Annotated in this window: 16 protein-coding genes; 7 read left to right on the forward strand and 9 right to left on the reverse strand. The window is 58.0% G+C overall.

From position 1 onward, the window contains the following. Positions 1 to 2: 2 nt before the first annotated feature. A complete protein-coding gene (locus ELE36_RS07405) occupies positions 3 to 566 on the reverse strand; it encodes a 1,2-dihydroxy-3-keto-5-methylthiopentene dioxygenase (RefSeq protein WP_129832461.1) in 564 nt (187 codons plus the stop codon). After that, a complete protein-coding gene (locus tag ELE36_RS07410; RefSeq protein WP_425480899.1) occupies positions 563 to 1,207 on the reverse strand; it encodes a methylthioribulose 1-phosphate dehydratase in 645 nt (214 codons plus the stop codon). Before ELE36_RS07410 ends, ELE36_RS07405 begins: the two co-directional genes overlap by 4 nt. Positions 1,208 to 1,358: 151 nt before the next feature. Between ELE36_RS07410 and ELE36_RS07415 the strand changes: the two genes are divergently transcribed. The 4 genes from ELE36_RS07415 to ELE36_RS07430 all read left to right on the forward strand — a co-directional run bounded on the left by ELE36_RS07415 (position 1,359) and on the right by ELE36_RS07430 (position 4,235). Beyond that, positions 1,359 to 1,706 carry a high-potential iron-sulfur protein gene (locus tag ELE36_RS07415; RefSeq protein ID WP_129832463.1) on the forward strand — a complete coding sequence of 116 codons (348 nt, stop codon included), beginning with the start codon at positions 1,359 to 1,361 and terminating at the stop codon, positions 1,704 to 1,706. Positions 1,707 to 1,842: 136 nt separating this feature from the next. Beyond that, positions 1,843 to 3,396 carry a DNA recombination protein RmuC gene (locus ELE36_RS07420; RefSeq protein ID WP_129832464.1) on the forward strand — a complete coding sequence of 518 codons (1,554 nt, stop codon included), beginning with the start codon at positions 1,843 to 1,845 and terminating at the stop codon, positions 3,394 to 3,396. A 150-nt stretch (positions 3,397 to 3,546) separates the two neighbouring features. Further along, positions 3,547 to 3,891 (forward strand): toxin, encoded by a 345-nt coding sequence (locus ELE36_RS20700; RefSeq protein WP_129832465.1) that lies wholly within the window; start codon positions 3,547 to 3,549, stop codon positions 3,889 to 3,891. Beyond that, positions 3,888 to 4,235 carry a helix-turn-helix domain-containing protein gene (locus ELE36_RS07430; protein ID WP_207215889.1) on the forward strand — a complete coding sequence of 116 codons (348 nt, stop codon included), beginning with the start codon at positions 3,888 to 3,890 and terminating at the stop codon, positions 4,233 to 4,235. Before ELE36_RS20700 ends, ELE36_RS07430 begins: the two co-directional genes overlap by 4 nt. Positions 4,236 to 4,315: 80 nt before the next feature. Here ELE36_RS07430 and ELE36_RS07435 read toward each other — a convergent pair whose 3' ends face one another. Both ELE36_RS07435 and ELE36_RS07440 read right to left on the reverse strand, forming a co-directional pair. Next, on the reverse strand, positions 4,316 to 5,755 hold the full coding sequence (locus ELE36_RS07435; RefSeq protein WP_129832466.1) for an amino acid permease: 1,440 nt from the start codon (positions 5,753 to 5,755) through the stop codon (positions 4,316 to 4,318). A 108-nt stretch (positions 5,756 to 5,863) separates the two neighbouring features. Continuing rightward, positions 5,864 to 7,372: an amino acid permease gene (locus ELE36_RS07440; protein WP_129832467.1), complete on the reverse strand. Its 1,509-nt coding sequence runs from the start codon at positions 7,370 to 7,372 to the stop codon at positions 5,864 to 5,866. Between the two features lie 269 nt (positions 7,373 to 7,641). Between ELE36_RS07440 and ELE36_RS07445 the strand changes: the two genes are divergently transcribed. The 3 genes from ELE36_RS07445 to ELE36_RS07455 all read left to right on the forward strand — a co-directional run bounded on the left by ELE36_RS07445 (position 7,642) and on the right by ELE36_RS07455 (position 9,253). Continuing rightward, positions 7,642 to 8,196 (forward strand): NUDIX hydrolase, encoded by a 555-nt coding sequence (locus tag ELE36_RS07445; protein ID WP_129832468.1) that lies wholly within the window; start codon positions 7,642 to 7,644, stop codon positions 8,194 to 8,196. A gap of 101 nt (positions 8,197 to 8,297) precedes the next feature. After that, positions 8,298 to 8,567, forward strand: coding sequence for a DUF2845 domain-containing protein (locus ELE36_RS07450; protein ID WP_242512384.1), 270 nt, complete (start codon positions 8,298 to 8,300; stop codon positions 8,565 to 8,567). A gap of 2 nt (positions 8,568 to 8,569) precedes the next feature. Further along, entirely contained in the window at positions 8,570 to 9,253 is a 684-nt protein-coding gene (locus ELE36_RS07455) for a hypothetical protein (protein ID WP_207215890.1), read from the forward strand. A gap of 44 nt (positions 9,254 to 9,297) precedes the next feature. On the opposite strand, the gene efpL is transcribed toward ELE36_RS07455, so the two are convergent. From efpL to ELE36_RS07480, 5 genes are all read right to left on the reverse strand, one after another. Next, complete coding sequence (gene efpL / locus ELE36_RS07460; protein WP_129832469.1) at positions 9,298 to 9,861, reverse strand: elongation factor P-like protein EfpL; 564 nt, start codon at positions 9,859 to 9,861, stop codon at positions 9,298 to 9,300. Positions 9,862 to 9,895: 34 nt separating this feature from the next. Continuing rightward, on the reverse strand, positions 9,896 to 10,663 hold the full coding sequence (locus tag ELE36_RS07465; protein WP_129832470.1) for an SDR family NAD(P)-dependent oxidoreductase: 768 nt from the start codon (positions 10,661 to 10,663) through the stop codon (positions 9,896 to 9,898). Positions 10,664 to 10,758: 95 nt separating this feature from the next. After that, positions 10,759 to 12,171: a DUF1501 domain-containing protein gene (locus ELE36_RS07470; protein WP_129832471.1), complete on the reverse strand. Its 1,413-nt coding sequence runs from the start codon at positions 12,169 to 12,171 to the stop codon at positions 10,759 to 10,761. Between the two features lie 55 nt (positions 12,172 to 12,226). Continuing rightward, positions 12,227 to 13,936: a DUF1800 domain-containing protein gene (locus ELE36_RS07475; RefSeq protein ID WP_129832472.1), complete on the reverse strand. Its 1,710-nt coding sequence runs from the start codon at positions 13,934 to 13,936 to the stop codon at positions 12,227 to 12,229. Between the two features lie 219 nt (positions 13,937 to 14,155). Then, a complete protein-coding gene (locus ELE36_RS07480; protein ID WP_129832473.1) occupies positions 14,156 to 14,647 on the reverse strand; it encodes a GNAT family N-acetyltransferase in 492 nt (163 codons plus the stop codon). Positions 14,648 to 14,650 lie beyond the last annotated feature (3 nt).

A 14,650-nucleotide genomic window follows, 5' to 3' on the forward strand; every position in this document is an offset into this window, starting at 1 on the left:
GTTCAGGCGGCCTGCGTTGTGTTCACCGGCAAACGCGGGAAACGTTCGGCAATATCGCTGCCGGTGAAGTTGGCCACCCAGCCTTCCTTGTTGGTGAACAGGCGGATCGCGATGAAGTAGGGCGCCTCACTCATGTCGAACCAGTGCGGTGTGCCATCGGGCACGCCGATCAGGTCGCCTTGCATGCACAGGATTTCGTAAACCTTGCCGGCGACATGCAAGGTAAACTGGCCTTGGCCGGCAACGAAAAACCGCACCTCGTCTTCCGAATGCGTATGTTCGTTGAGAAACTTCTGGCGCAATGCGACGCGATCCGGGTGATCCGGATTCAGGCTGATCACATCCACCGCCTGATAACCGTGGTCACGCTGCAAGCGTTCGATATCAGCACGATATGCGGCGATGACTTTTTCCTGGCTGTCGCCCGGACGCACCGGCTCGCTCGCCTGCCAACGCTCGAAACGCACGTTGATGTGCGCGAGTTCGCGCGCCATGGCGGCGTGATCCTCGGTGCTCAGGATCGGCGTATCGCCGCTATTGTCGTGATAGATGCGCAATCGGCTCATCGGTTTAGTCTCCTCAGGTCCAGCTCGCACGCGAGCAGAAATTCGAATGCTTCGAGATGGCGGCGCGTTTCCGCCATGTCGCGTCCCCATGTGTAGATGCCGTGGCCGTCGATCAGATAGCCGTGCAGCGGAGTGCCGCTATCGATGTAGGCATCGACCTGCTTGACCAGCGCCGGCATGTCCTGCGTGTTCGGAAAAACCGGCAATATAATCACGGTTTCATGCGTGGGCGTGCCGCTGATTGCCTTGAGCAATTCCCAGCCTTCGAAGCGAATTGCACCGGCCTTGGCCCACAGCCGCGAAGCCACGGTCTGGTTGTGCGAGTGCGTGTGCAGCACCGCGCCGGCATCGGCGTAGCGCGCATAAATCTGCGTGTGTAGCAGCGTTTCCGCCGACGGCCGCGCGTCGGTATCGACGGCCTTGCCATGCAGATCCACAACCATCACATCGTCGGCGCCGAGATTGCCTTTGTCGCGACCGGAAATCGTAATCGCCGCGTGGGCATCGTCCAGCCGCACCGAAAAATTGCTGCTGGTCGCGGGCGTCCAGCCGCGTACGGCGAGGTCGCGGCCTGCATCGGCGATCTGCAGCGCCGCGTGCGCCAGTTGTCGCGCATCGTAATTTTTCAAACCATTGCTCACTTCAAGACGTGTTGCATTCGCACATGACTATAGCGTATTCGATAGCGGGTTCGGAGTACGGCCTCGCGACATTTCACCGACACAAGCAACCGTATAATGCCCGCCCGGAACACAACACCAATCCCACAGCCAAGTACGATGGAGGTTTCCAATGTCGAACTCAAGCCCGAACGCCACCCGGCGCCGTTTTCTGCAACTCGCGGCGATCGGTGCCGCCAGCGCGCCGTTGCTCGGTATTCTCGCTCAGCGCGATGCGTATGCCGATGATTTGCCGCACCTCACGGAATCCGACGGCACCGCCACCGCGCTCGGCTACAAGGAAGATGCGAGCAAGGCCGACGCGGCGAAATTTCCCGCCTACAAACCCGGATTGAATTGCGCCGGCTGCCAGTTTTTTCAGGGCAAGGCGGGCGATGCGTTTGCGCCGTGCCAGTTGTTTCCAGGCAAGGCGGTTTCGAGCAAGGGTTGGTGCAGCGGTTTCAACGCGAAAAAAGCCTGATCGGTTTTGTCGCTTGCGGCAAATGCGAGCGAGCTCCCGTATTTGCCGCAAGCAGTGATGCTGCAAGATGATCCGTGCTTGACCGATGTGCATCTTGCCGTGAAAGTAGCGACATGATTATTCTTTTTCTCGTGTCATGAGTGCGCTGCTGGAGCTGACTCCGCTCAGCGGATTTTTACTGGGCCTACTCGTGGGCATGTTGCTCGCGGGTTGTCTGTTGCTGTGGCGCTTGTCGTATCGCGTGGCGCAAGCGCGTACGGAAGGCGGCGCGGCGCGCGATGCCGAAATCGCGCAGCTAGAAACCGAACGCGATGGATTGCGCACCGCGCAATCCTTGCTAAGCGCCGAGCGCGAAAAATTGCAGCGCATCACCGAGCAGGATGAAATAGCGGTGCGCACGCTGATCGATGAGCGTGCAACGCTGAAGGCGCGTCTCGAACGACTGCCGCAGCTGAATCAGGAATTGCAGAGTGCGCGGGATGAACTCGCGCGCATGCGCCAGTTACACGAAAACAGTGAGCAACGCGCCACCACGCTCGCCACACGACTCGAAGAACAGACCGCGGCAATGCAAGACAAGCTCGCGTTACTCGATACCGCGCGCGAGCAGATGAGCGCGAGTTTCAAATCGCTCGCCAACGATATTCTCGAAGACAAAAGCAAAAAGTTTACCGAGCAAAACTCGCTACAACTAGGGCAGTTGTTGACGCCGTTGCGCGAACAGATCACGGATTTCCGCAAGACCGTGACCGAAACGCATACCAAGGAAAACGCCGATCGCGCGGTGCTTCAGCATGAAATCGGCACCTTGCAAAAACTCAATCTGCGCATCAGCGAAGACGCGATCAACCTCACCAAGGCGTTGAAGGGCGAGAGCAAAACCCAGGGCGCGTGGGGCGAATTGATCCTCGAACGCTTGCTCGAATCTTCCGGCTTGCAGAAAGGTATCGAATACGAAACGCAGGTAACGCTGGAGGATGATTTCGGTGGTCGATCGCGCCCAGACGTGATCGTGCGGCTGCCCGAAAAACGCGATCTGATCATCGATGCGAAAGTGTCGCTGACCGCTTACGAACGTTTTTGCGCGGCCAGCGATGATGCCGAGCGCGCGCTGCAGATTCGCGCGCATTGCCAATCGATGCGTGGCCATGTCAATGATCTGGCAGCGCGCAAATACAACGATTTGCCGGGCATGAACAGTCTGGATTTTGTATTGATGTTCGTGCCAGTCGAAGCCGCTTATATCGAGGCGATGCGCAACGACGACACGCTCTATCAGACAGCGGTGGAAAAACACGTGCTGATCGTCAGCACGTCGACCTTGCTCGTGACCTTGCGCACGGTCAACAGCCTGTGGCGCTTCGACGATCGCAATCGCAATGCGCTGGAAATCGCCAACAAGGCCGGCGCGCTATATGACAAGTTCACGGGCTTTGTCGAGGATCTCGGCAAGGTTCGCAACGGACTCGACAGCGCGCAACGTAGCCTCGTTGACGCGACTTCCAAGCTCAGCGAGGGCAAGGGCAATCTGGTGCGGCGTGTCGAGGAGCTGCGCAAACTCGGCGCCAAGGCCAGCAAGAGTTTGCCGGCGGATTTGCTGGAGAAATCTCAGCCCGAAATGTTGTTGCCGCTGACGTCTGAAGAAAACGAATCGAATCGAGCTGCGCCCGTATCTGACTCATCGGAATAACAAGATTGGCGTTCGTTGCCATGCGCGATTGCGCAAATACGGCTTGAACAACGTTGCATCGCGACTTCTTGAGGTCTTGCGCATTTCGTGTGACCGTTTCTTCCAAAATGCGCAAATTGCGTAGGTACGCAGCTTGCGTATAATCGATGCATGAAAGCCTTGTTCGTTGAGTTGCCTGCTTTCGAGCGATACCGGCCTGACTATCTTGGCGACATCGAATTTCGGCAGTTGCAGAAAATATTGATGGACGATCCGCAAGCGGGCGACATCATTGAAGGTGCTGGCGGTCTGCGCAAGCTGCGGTTTGCCGATCAGCGCCGCGGCAAAGGCAAGCGCGGCGGGCTGCGCGTTATTTATTATTGGTGGGAATCCGGCCTGCAATTCTGGTTGTTTACTTTGCTCGATAAGGACGAAATAGCGGATTTGACAGCCAGTCAGCGCAAGACTCTGAAAGACATGATCAAGAGCGAACTCAAGGCAAGGCATTCAGCATGAAAACCGTATCCAAATCCCGCATCGATTCTTCCATTTCGCGTGATGTATTCGCCGAGCTGACCGAGGGTTTGGCGGCGTTGGCAGACAGTCGCGAAGGTAAACGCACTCTGCGCACGCATGCTTTAAAAGCAAAGGCTTCACCCACGATTACGGCGAAGGAGCTGATTCGTGTGCGCAAAAGCCTGAAGATATCGCGTCCGCTATTCGCAATTTATCTGCGCACGAATGTACGCACATTGGAAAACTGGGAGCAGGGCCGGGCAAAGCCGAATGCCCAGGCATCGCTTTTGATCAAGTTGGTAGAGCGATACCCGGACACAGTGGAACGACTCGCCGCGATTTGATTCGAGTCCCCAATAGGGCCTCAGAAGGCGTGTTCGCTCCCTGCATATTTGCCAAGGGTAAAGTGCATTGATGAGTCGCGCTAGTTGCCCAGCCGCAGCTTGCTCTTGCGATAACCGTAGGCGAAATACAACGCAACACCGATCGCCGTCCATATCGCGGTTATGAGCGCAAGATTTTCGCCATACGCAAATGCATATCCCAGCAGAATAATGCAGCTGACAATTCCGAGCGTGCAGATCAAGGGCGCGAACGGGACGCGGAATGGGCGCGCGATGTCAGGCTGATAAATTCTGAGAATCCAGACGCCGGCGCAGACGAAGGCAAAGCTGATGAGAGTGCCTACCGACGTCAGATCGCCAAGCAGATCAAGCGGGAAAATCCCCGCGACGATCGCGATGCAAACTCCGGTGATGACGGTGTTGATGTGCGGCGTGCGGTATTTGGGATGGATCCGCGTAAACACTTTTGGCAGTAGTCCGTCATTCGCCATGATCATGAAGATGCGCGGCTGACCGATGCACATGCACAGGATTACGGATGACAAGCCGATAAGTGCTCCGACTTCGACGATCCAGCGCAGCCACGACAGCTCCGGATGGCTCACCACTGCAGTCACGACTGGCTCGGCGGTGCCAAGTTGAGTGTAGGACATCAGGCCCGTCAACACGGCGGCCATGCCGACATACAGAACGGTGCAGATGGCGAGCGAGGCGAGCATGCCGATCGGTAGATCGCGTTTCGGATTCACCGACTCCTGAGCGGCCACCGATGTTGCTTCGAAGCCGATATAGGCAAAGAACACCATCGACGCGCCGCGCAGAACGCCGTCCCAGCCAAATTTGCCTGGTGCCACGTTCGCGGGGATGAACGGTGTCCACAAATGTGTGTCGACGTACTGCCACCCGGCGAAAATGACCAAGATGATCAGGCAGATTTTTAGCGCGACCATCACGGTGTTGATCGTTGCTGATTCGCGGATGCCGACGTAACAAAGGGCCGTCAACGCCAGCACAATTCCGACCGCAGGAAGATTCACCAGTGCGCCGGTCGGGTTCAGATGTCCATCGAGCGGAGCATTGGTCAATACCGCGGGTAAATGTATGCCGATGTGATCGAGCAAGCTGACGAAATAACCGGTCCAACTGGTGGCGACGGCGGAGGCGGATATGCCGTATTCGAGAATCAGCATCCAGCCGATAAACCAGGCCGCGCCTTCGCCCATCGTTGCGTAGGTATACGAGTACGCGGAGCCCGAGACCGGCACCATCGCTGCGAATTCTGCGTAACACAAGGCGCAGAACGAACAACAAATTGCCGCGAGCACGAACGACAGCATCACCGCCGGTCCGGCATGTTCGGCAGCGGCTTGTCCGGTAATCACGAAGATGCCGCCACCGATCACCGCGCCGATGCCGATCGCAGTCAGACCCCAGGGCCCGAGGGTGCGATGCAATTGGATCTCGCCGGCTTCTTGATTGACCGCGAGCGGGTGTTTGGTGCGGAGCAGTTGCTTGAGCATGCGCGATACCGGTCGAGTGGAGTATGGATTTGAGAGGAGCAGAAAGAATAAGGGCCGGCGCTATTCAGCCGGCCCTTGCGAGCTAGACACGCTGGCTCGACGTGAGCATTATTTTTCTTCCTCGCGCGCGAGCTGGCTGTTTTTGTAGCTGTAGAGGAAATAGACGAACAGGCCGATGATCGCCCAGCCGCCGAACACCTCTTTTGCCGTGATGCTCAGATTGAAGAACAGCAACACGCAACCGAAGATTGCAAGCGGGCATACCACCCAGACCAGCGGCACGCGGAACGGACGCAACCGGTTTGGATCGGTCTTGCGCAAAATCAACACGCCGACAGACACCATTGCGAACGCAAGCAAGGTGCCCGAGTTCGAGGTGTCGGCCAGTTTTCCGACCGGGAATAGCGCCGAGCAAATGGCGACGACGATGCCGGTAATGATCGTGATGACATACGGTGTGTGAAAGCGCGGGTGCACCTTCGAGAACACTTCCGGCAGCAAGCCGTCGCGCGACATCGTGAAGAAAATTCGGGTCTGGCCGAACATCATCATGAGGATAACGGAAGGCAGCGCGAGCGCAGCGGCGATACCGATCAGATTGCCGAGTGTGCCGTGGCCAAGTGCGCGCAAGACATGAGCGAGTGGTTCCTTGCTGCAAACCAGTGCATCGGAAGCAGCGCAGGCGGCGGCCATAGCGGCGCTGCCCGGATCAAGCGGCATGCCATCGGCACCGAGCAGCGGCTGCGCGCCGGACGCGCCAACAGCGCCGTAACCGACCAGCAGATAGAAGATCGTGCAGATACCCAGCGAACCGATCAGACCGATCGGAATATTGCGATTCGGATTTTTGGTTTCTTCTGCGGCAGTCGAGACTGCATCAAAACCGACGTAAGCGAAGAAGATCGAAGCGGCGGCTCCGAGCACGCCAACACCACCGAGTGGGCTGCCCCAGCCACCGGGCAGGAACGGTTCGAAGTTGGTACTTTGCGCGGCAGGCACGGCCACGATTACAAACATCGTCAGCGCGACGATCTTGATCGCCACGAGTACGGCGTTGACTCGCGCACTCTTCGACGTACCGATGACGAGGAGTACCGTTACCACCAGCGAAATCAGGAAAGCGAGCAGGTTGAATCCACCGCCGGCAAACATGCCAGTGCGAAAGTATGCCGGCAACGCAAGTGCGCCAGGGGCGACCAAGCCGAACAGGTCGGTATTCGCCAGCAAGCCATTCATGTAGCCGGACCAGCCGACCGAAACCACCGAAGCGCCGACCGCGTATTCAAGCACCAATGCCCAGCCGACGATCCATGCGATCAGTTCACCGAGTACGCCGTAGGTGTAGGTGTAGGCCGAACCCGATACCGGCAGCATCGATGCGAGTTCCGCATAAGCCAGCGCTGCGAGTCCGCAAACCACGGCGGCGATAACGAACGCGAGCATCATTGCCGGGCCGGCTTTCTGGCCCGCCTCGGCGGTCAGCACGAAGATGCCGGTGCCGATCACGGCGCCGACGCCGAGCATGGTCAGCTGAAACGCGCCAAGCTGACGCTTGAGGCTTTTTTTGGCCGCTGTGGCCAAAATTTGATCGAGAGGTTTGACGCGCTTGAATAACATTGGGGCTCCCCGCAACGTGGTTTACCGGCAGTCTTCTGTCGAGACCGCGCGGCGGTGCTCCTGTCGGCGACAGGGCGAGCTACATTAGCCCACTGGACCGCGCGCGCACAAGGTGTTCGAACAGTCTGGACTGTCGGTGCATCGGGCTCGATATCGAATTGTGCGTTTTCTGATACGTCGGTAGGAGTTTGCTGGCGTCATTGGCAGCGCGCCGATCAAGCATGAAACGATCGGTTATTCTGTGTGGCTTCCCTGATCGACTGACGGCAATGAACGATTTACGACAGAGGCTCGCTGTGGCGTTTGCCAAATACGCCGACGACTATCCGGACGAACCTGACGCCGGCGAGTTCGTGCTTTTTCTCGCAGGAAACGCGCCGGTTTTCTCGCGTGCAAATCTGCAAGGGCATTTCACCGGTTCGGCCTGGCTGGTCAGTGCCGATGGCGCCAGAGTATTACTCACGCATCACCGCAAGCTCGGGCGTTGGCTGCAGCTTGGTGGTCATGCCGATGGTGATGAAGATCTCGCGCGTGTTGCCCTGCGCGAGGCCGAGGAAGAATCGGGTTTGTCCGATTTGATCATCGCCGATCCGCACATCTTCGACATCGATCGGCACTCGATTCCAGCACGCGGTGATGAACCCGGGCATTGGCATTACGACGTGCGATTTGTCGTGCGTGCCACGGGCAGTGAAAAGTTCGCTCTCAGCGAAGAATCGCTGGAGCTGGCGTGGCTTTCCATCGAATCGATTGCGGCTGACGGCGATGCCGATATCTCGCTGCGTCGAATGGCGCAGAAATGGTTGCGCCGCTCCGTGCAATAATGCCGACGCCGTCGTTTTTTAGAACCGTCGCGGTGCTGGCGAACGTGTTTTGCGATTCGGCTGATATCTGCTTCACCCATGGATGAACCAAGGAGAAAGTCATGCTGAAAACGATCACATTTTGTATCTTGTTTACGCTATCCAGCGCCGCCCTGGCCGATTCGATACGAATCGGTAACCACTTGATCGCTACCGGCGACAGCGCCGGGCATGTGATCGATCTGGTCGGCAAACCCGACCGCAAATCGCATGCCGCAAAAAAGAAAGGCGAAACCTCAGGCGAGCGCTGGGAATATAATCGCGATCACAAAACCATTGTTGTGACGATCCGAGACGGTCTCGTGACGACGATTAATCAGCACGCGAATTGAGCATGCGCCTGCTCGCATTGCTGGCGCTCGGGCTTACTGCTTGCAGTACGGTTATACGCAATGATTCCAGCGCCGATGGCTGGCAAGATGATTTTGCGACACGCCTCAAAGCGCAGGCTTTGCTGCAAACGTTCAACGCCGACCTGCTTAGTCATCCCAGCGCCACGCTCACGCTCGAACGCTGGTGTGGTTTGCATCGTCTGGCCAGTGCTGCGCACATCACCGCACATTTGCTGCGCGATGTCGAAAAAACGCCGACGACCGAGCAACGCCGCGAACTCAAGGTCGATAACAACGAACCGATAAAATATCGGCGCGTGCAGTTGTTTTGCGGCGAACATATCTTGTCCGAAGCCGACAACTGGTATGTACCAGCGCGCCTGACCGCGGCCATGAATCGCCAGCTCGAACAAACCGATACGCCGTTCGGGCGTGCGGTGAAAGAGCTTAATTTCCGCCGCGAAACAATCTCGGCCAATGTGCTTTGGTCAGTATTGCCGGAAGGCTGGGAAATGCAGCCGACGCCGACCGGCAAACACGCTCAGCTGGATATTCCACAGCATGTGCTGGAGCACCGCGCGATTCTGTACACGCAGGGCAACCTGCCTTTCAGCGAAGTCGTGGAAACTTACACGCGCGAAATTTTTTCGTTTCCGCTGACGCCGCCAACAAACCGTGCGCGCTGAAAAGGTCACGCGCAGGATTTGTTTCGCGCAGCGACAGCTGCGATTTACGCGCGACCGGAAAATTCACCGGTGTCGGTATTCACGCGCACGAGTTCGCCATTGACGACGTATTCCGGCACCTGGATTTCGATACCGGTGCTGAGTTTGGCTGGCTTCGGCCGTTTGGTCGCGGTCGCGCCCTTGAGTTCGGGCGCAGTTTCGATCACTTGCAGCACCACCGATTGCGGCAATTGCAGGCCGACCGGTTGATCGTCAATGAGCTGAATCCAGCAACCTTCGAGGCCTTCGCTGATATAGCCCGACATCTCGCCGACCACATCTGCATCAAGTGCGTACTGGGTGAAATCTTCGGCATCGAGAAACACAAATGCCTCGCCGTCCATGTATGAAAACGTCGACGAACGACGTGACAGATCGATTTCCTTGATGTCGTCCTCGGCGCGCAGGCTCAGGTCGAATTTCTGATTTCCGGGCACGCTGTACAAGGTGAAACGATACGTGACGTTGCCGCCGCGTGCGCTCGGCGAGCTGCGTTCGATCGCGCGCACACTGTAGGCGTGGCCGTTGTGTTCGACGACGTTGCCGCGCTTGACTTCGTTGGCTTTCATTTTTTGGAACCTCGAATAATGCGGTGGTGATTGCTTATTTCGGCTGCAGACGAATCGCGCCATCGAGGCGCACGGTTTCGCCGTTCATGTAGCGATTCTCAAGAATGAACGCGACCAGATTCGCGTACTCCTCGGGCTTGCCGAGGCGCGATGGATACGGCACCTGAGCGCACAACGATTCGTAAACCTGGCTCGGCATGCTATCGACCATCGGCGTGTGGAATACGCCGGGCGCCACCGTCATCACACGCACGCCGATGCGTGCGAACTCGCGCGCGAGGGGCAAAGTCATGCCGACCACGCCACCCTTCGATGCGGCATACGCGGCTTGGCCGATCTGGCCTTCATACGCGGCGACGGACGCGGTATTGACGATTACGCCGCGCTCGTTGTCTTCGCCTGGCGCATTGTGTTGCATCAGATCAGCGGCGGCCTTGGCGACGTTGAAACTGCCGATCAGGTTGACCATGATCGTGGTCTGGAATTGCTGCAGCGGCATCACGCCGTCCTTGCCGAGCACGCGACCGGCGCCAAGAATGCCGGCGCAACTGATCGCAGCGTTGAGTCCGCCCATCTGCTCTTGCGCGGATTTCAGATTGGTCGTGACGTTGCTTTCAGAGGTCACATCGGTGCGCAGATAAGCGCACGCTGCGCCGAGCGCCTGCACCGCGGCGGTACCTTTTTCATCGTTGATATCGAGCAGCGTGACTTTGCCGCCGTGCGCAAGCAGATGTTGTGCCACGGCGTAGCCCAAACCGGAAACGCCGCCCGTGATAACCGCCTTGACCTGATCCAGTTGCATGCCTACTCCTGCGTTTCGCGGAAAGCGCGCATTGTAACTAGTGCAGCGTGCACCGCACTAGTTGAGTTGGTCAGGTCGGATTGCCTCGGTTGTTCTCAACCCAAAAAACCGAGGTACGGATTTGCACCCCAGTTATGCAGATTCGGAAATACCGTCTGTGCATCACTATCGGACAAGCCCAGCCAGTGCGCGAGCGTGGCCGAATATTGATCGCTGGCGACGGTTGGAATCATCTGGCCGCGGCTCAGGCAGTCCGGGCCATTCAAAGTCAGATCAGGAAAAATCCCGCCACTGCTGGCCGGTGCGCCGTAAAGTTTTCCGCCACTCACCGCGCCGCCGCTGACGAACTGGATGCCGCCCCACGCGTGATCGGTTCCATCGCCGTTGGAGTTGAGGGTGCGCGCGAATTCGGAAATGGTGAACGTCGTGACCGAGTTCTGCACCTGCAATTCTTCGGTCGCCGCATAAAACGCGCCGAGTGCCGCGGAGACGGTTGCGAATAATCCCGGCTGATCGGCGAGCTGGCTGTCGTGCGTGTCGAATCCACCGAACGGCACGAAAAAAATCTGCCGCTGCGCTTTCAGGGTCGAGCGCACCGATATGATTTTCGCGATCATTTGCAGCGATGCCGCAACCGGATTATCGGGCGGGAAAACCGTGGTCAGGGCCGGTGCGCCGCCGAGCGCTGTCTGCATCGTGCTGTAATAATCCAGCGCGTTCTTGACGGTCGCGGCGTACGTGCGGCTGAGCGGATCGGGATAACTCTGCTGCAGCAATTCCTGCAACGCCGCGGTCTGCGCCGCACCGTTGGCGCCCTTGTAGCCGTTCAACGTGATCGGGCCGCCGCTTCCCATCGCGTACGGCTGCACGTTCACGCCGGTCTGGAAACGGTTCTCGCCGCCGAGAGAAATCGACATCGGAATCGTCGCGCCGGGATTCATCACATACAGCTTGTCGGCAGTCAATCCGCCCCAGCCGCTGGCGCCATTCGATGCCGCTTGGCCATACGCCCATTGTCCCTGCTGATCGGCGTGCGAAAAAAGTTGCGGCGGCACGGGGTAGCCGGGCACGTTGAGATAATCGTTCTTGCGCGTTGGCTGGATCAAGGTGCCGACGTTCGGCACAAATGCGGCGTGACCGTTGTTGAACAATTGCGCCATCTCCACGCAACTCGGATGCAAGCCGTAGCTCTCACCACTGCCGGCATTGCCGACGTTGATCGGCAGCAAGCTGCTGCGATCGATCGCCATGCCGGTCGGGCCGGGGCCGCTGCGCGAGGTGGAATAAATCGGATAACGCGTGCTGTCGCTCGGGATCAGCAGGTTGAATGAATCGTTACCGCCGAGCATGAACAAGCACACCAGCGCACGGTAATCGCCCGGCGCGTCGTTCGCGGATTGTGCGGCGAGCACCGAGTTCATCATGCTGAGTTGCGTGAACAAAGCGGTGCTGCTCGCGCAAGCGAGGCTGGAACAAACGGCGTTGCGTAAAAAGTCTCTGCGTTTCATGGAGAATTCCTCTGCGTTTTTGCTGCGTGGAAAGCGTGGCGATTGGGCCGAGCGGCTATTTCTGGATCGCAAATTCGGGTGAGGCGAGCAGCACCTGCAAGGTCGCGATCACCCGCGCCGTTGGTGTCGCTGCGGCGGGAAGTTTGCCGAGCATGCTCACGAGGCTGGTGTTCATCGACGCGCTCATGCTGCCGTAGAGCAAATCATGGTTGAGATCATTCACCAGCGTTTGCGCGTTGCCCGCATCATTGATGAGTGGCGCGAGATTGACCGCGATCGTGGCGCCGGTGTTGTTCGGATTGCCGACGTATTGATTGATACGCTGGGTCAGATCGTTGCTCGTCGAAATGGCTGAACTCTCGTTGATGATCTGGAATTCCGGGCCGTATTGCGCCACACCGACTGCGGGCTGGCCGAGTTCGCCGGGTGGCAGATAATCCGGCAGATAAAAGTTGAATACCGAGCTGCTGCCGAGCGGTCGCTGCGCGTAATTGGTTTGCGGATTGTTGAATGCATACAGGCCGTTCTGCGCCGCGGCCTGGTAGTAACGCCACAGCGCGGTGAGCTTGAGCAGCGGCTCGCGCGCCTTGCCGAAAACATAGTTCTGCGCTGGCTGCGTGTATTGCGCGGGCAGGGTGCCGGTGCGTGCTTGGGTATCGAGCAACACCGCGCTGATGACTTGGCCGAGATCACCATTGCTGTTGGCAAATACCGTGGACACGCGCTGGATATAATCGGGCGTCGGGTTGCTCGTGACGAAGCGCTGGATCAACTGGCGCGAAATGAACGGCGCGATGTTCTGGTGATTCGCAATCGCATGCAGGCCGGTTTGCAGATCCGATTCACAACTGTTCGGCCCGCCCGCGGCGACCTGATTGTCGAGCACGGTTTCGCCGCCTTCCTCATGATATTGCTCGTAGCAAATCATCGGCAGATAGTCGGCTGCGCTCCAGTTCAGACCGCGTGGAGAACTGTTGAAACCGGATTGATAGCTCCAGCCGGTAAACACGCGTGCATAGGCTTGCACCATGCTCGATGCATAGGTCGGAATCGGGTTGCCGCCACTATCGAGTTGCTTGGAAAAATCCGGATTTCGCAACACCAGTCCGATCGAAAAAAGCTGCATCACTTCGCGCGCATAATTTTCATCGGGCGACAGCGCGCCGTTGCTTTTCTGGTTGCGCATATAGGTCAGCATGCGGCCCATCGCCGGGCTCTTGGTCACGTCGTAAAGCAGTTGGTAATAGTTGCCGACGTGATAGATATTGCCGTCGTAATAACCGAACGGATCGCGTGCGAGCACGTCGTAATATTCCGCCAGCGCAATCGGATCCTGATTCAGTCCGCTCTGCTGATCAGACGCCACCATGATCTGGCTCATCGCCCATGCCATGCGCTGACGCAACTGATCTGGCGCGGTGATCGCGTTGTGGAACCACGCTTCCATGCGATCGCTCTGGCCCGGACTCTTGATTCCCGCATCGAGCGTTTGCACGTATGGACGCTGCAAGGTCGCTGGCATTGAAAGTTGCTGCGTTATCCACTGCCGATAACCGATGCCGCGCAGTCGTGTGATTTCCGCCGCGGTCGGGCCGAACGTCGCCTGAGTGAGGAATCGCGCGGCCTCGGCATCGCTCGCGGGTGCGTCATTCACGACCTTAAAGTCGTTGTAGAAAATTTCGTCGTAGGCAAATACGTTGCTGCTGCAGATCGCGCAGAGCATGCTGCAGATGGCGGTTAGTAAGCGAAACAAACTCGGTCGCATGGCTCTCTCCTTTTTTCGGACACGACAAACCACGTATCGCGAGCCTGCGGCTGCGATGATGGATGGACGATGGAGTCAGGTGCCGCGTTGCCACCTGTGCGAAGTTTCAACGCGGTGCGAAGGAGTCGGTTGACGAGTCGTTGCAAACGTCGGGTGGTCGATCGGGAAATCGGCGAAAAAATGTATCGTCGAGTTAGCGCCGAATCGATATCGTATCGATCACAGATCGATCAGAAAAAATCGATCGCAACTGTGATGCCCGGTACTGCCGAGCGAGTGATCGATGCGTCGAAAACCGCTGCGCAAATAAAGTTTCTGTGCGGCATCCATACCGGTTAGTGTTTCGAGATAACACTGACGATAACCGAGCTGTCGCGCGCTATCGAGACAGCGCTGCATCAATGCGCTGCCGGCACCGCTGCCACGCAGGGCCGGCAAAAAATACATCTTGCGCAATTCGCAGATGCCGGATGTATCACCGAGCAATTGCGCCACACCGCCGCCGCCGAGCACGATGCCATCGCGCTCGACCACAAAATACGCTGAACCAATGCCGGCATATGCCGCGTGCATCATATTGACTTCGGCATCGTGGATCGCAAAACCCGGGCCGTCTGCGCCGAATTCCGGCATCACGCTGCGGATGATGTGGGCGACAGCGAGATCGTCATCGGCGCGAATCGGGCGGATCGTGAAATTTTCTGTAGTCATTGG

The organism is Pseudolysobacter antarcticus (assembly GCF_004168365.1).
Classification (GTDB): Bacteria; Pseudomonadota; Gammaproteobacteria; order Xanthomonadales; family Rhodanobacteraceae; genus Pseudolysobacter; species Pseudolysobacter antarcticus.

Coding starts and splice junctions, on each gene's coding strand:
- ELE36_RS07405 (WP_129832461.1), bottom strand. CDS start 566: ATGAGCCGATTGCGCATCTATCACGACAATAGCGGCGATACGCCGATC.
- ELE36_RS07415 (WP_129832463.1), top strand. CDS start 1,359: ATGTCGAACTCAAGCCCGAACGCCACCCGGCGCCGTTTTCTGCAACTC.
- ELE36_RS07420 (WP_129832464.1), top strand. CDS start 1,843: ATGAGTGCGCTGCTGGAGCTGACTCCGCTCAGCGGATTTTTACTGGGC.
- ELE36_RS20700 (WP_129832465.1), top strand. CDS start 3,547: ATGAAAGCCTTGTTCGTTGAGTTGCCTGCTTTCGAGCGATACCGGCCT.
- ELE36_RS07430 (WP_207215889.1), top strand. CDS start 3,888: ATGAAAACCGTATCCAAATCCCGCATCGATTCTTCCATTTCGCGTGAT.
- ELE36_RS07435 (WP_129832466.1), bottom strand. CDS start 5,755: ATGCTCAAGCAACTGCTCCGCACCAAACACCCGCTCGCGGTCAATCAA.
- ELE36_RS07440 (WP_129832467.1), bottom strand. CDS start 7,372: ATGTTATTCAAGCGCGTCAAACCTCTCGATCAAATTTTGGCCACAGCG.
- ELE36_RS07445 (WP_129832468.1), top strand. CDS start 7,642: ATGAACGATTTACGACAGAGGCTCGCTGTGGCGTTTGCCAAATACGCC.
- ELE36_RS07450 (WP_242512384.1), top strand. CDS start 8,298: ATGCTGAAAACGATCACATTTTGTATCTTGTTTACGCTATCCAGCGCC.
- ELE36_RS07455 (WP_207215890.1), top strand. CDS start 8,570: ATGCGCCTGCTCGCATTGCTGGCGCTCGGGCTTACTGCTTGCAGTACG.
- efpL (WP_129832469.1), bottom strand. CDS start 9,861: ATGAAAGCCAACGAAGTCAAGCGCGGCAACGTCGTCGAACACAACGGC.
- ELE36_RS07465 (WP_129832470.1), bottom strand. CDS start 10,663: ATGCAACTGGATCAGGTCAAGGCGGTTATCACGGGCGGCGTTTCCGGT.
- ELE36_RS07470 (WP_129832471.1), bottom strand. CDS start 12,171: ATGAAACGCAGAGACTTTTTACGCAACGCCGTTTGTTCCAGCCTCGCT.
- ELE36_RS07475 (WP_129832472.1), bottom strand. CDS start 13,936: ATGCGACCGAGTTTGTTTCGCTTACTAACCGCCATCTGCAGCATGCTC.
- ELE36_RS07480 (WP_129832473.1), bottom strand. CDS start 14,647: ATGACTACAGAAAATTTCACGATCCGCCCGATTCGCGCCGATGACGAT.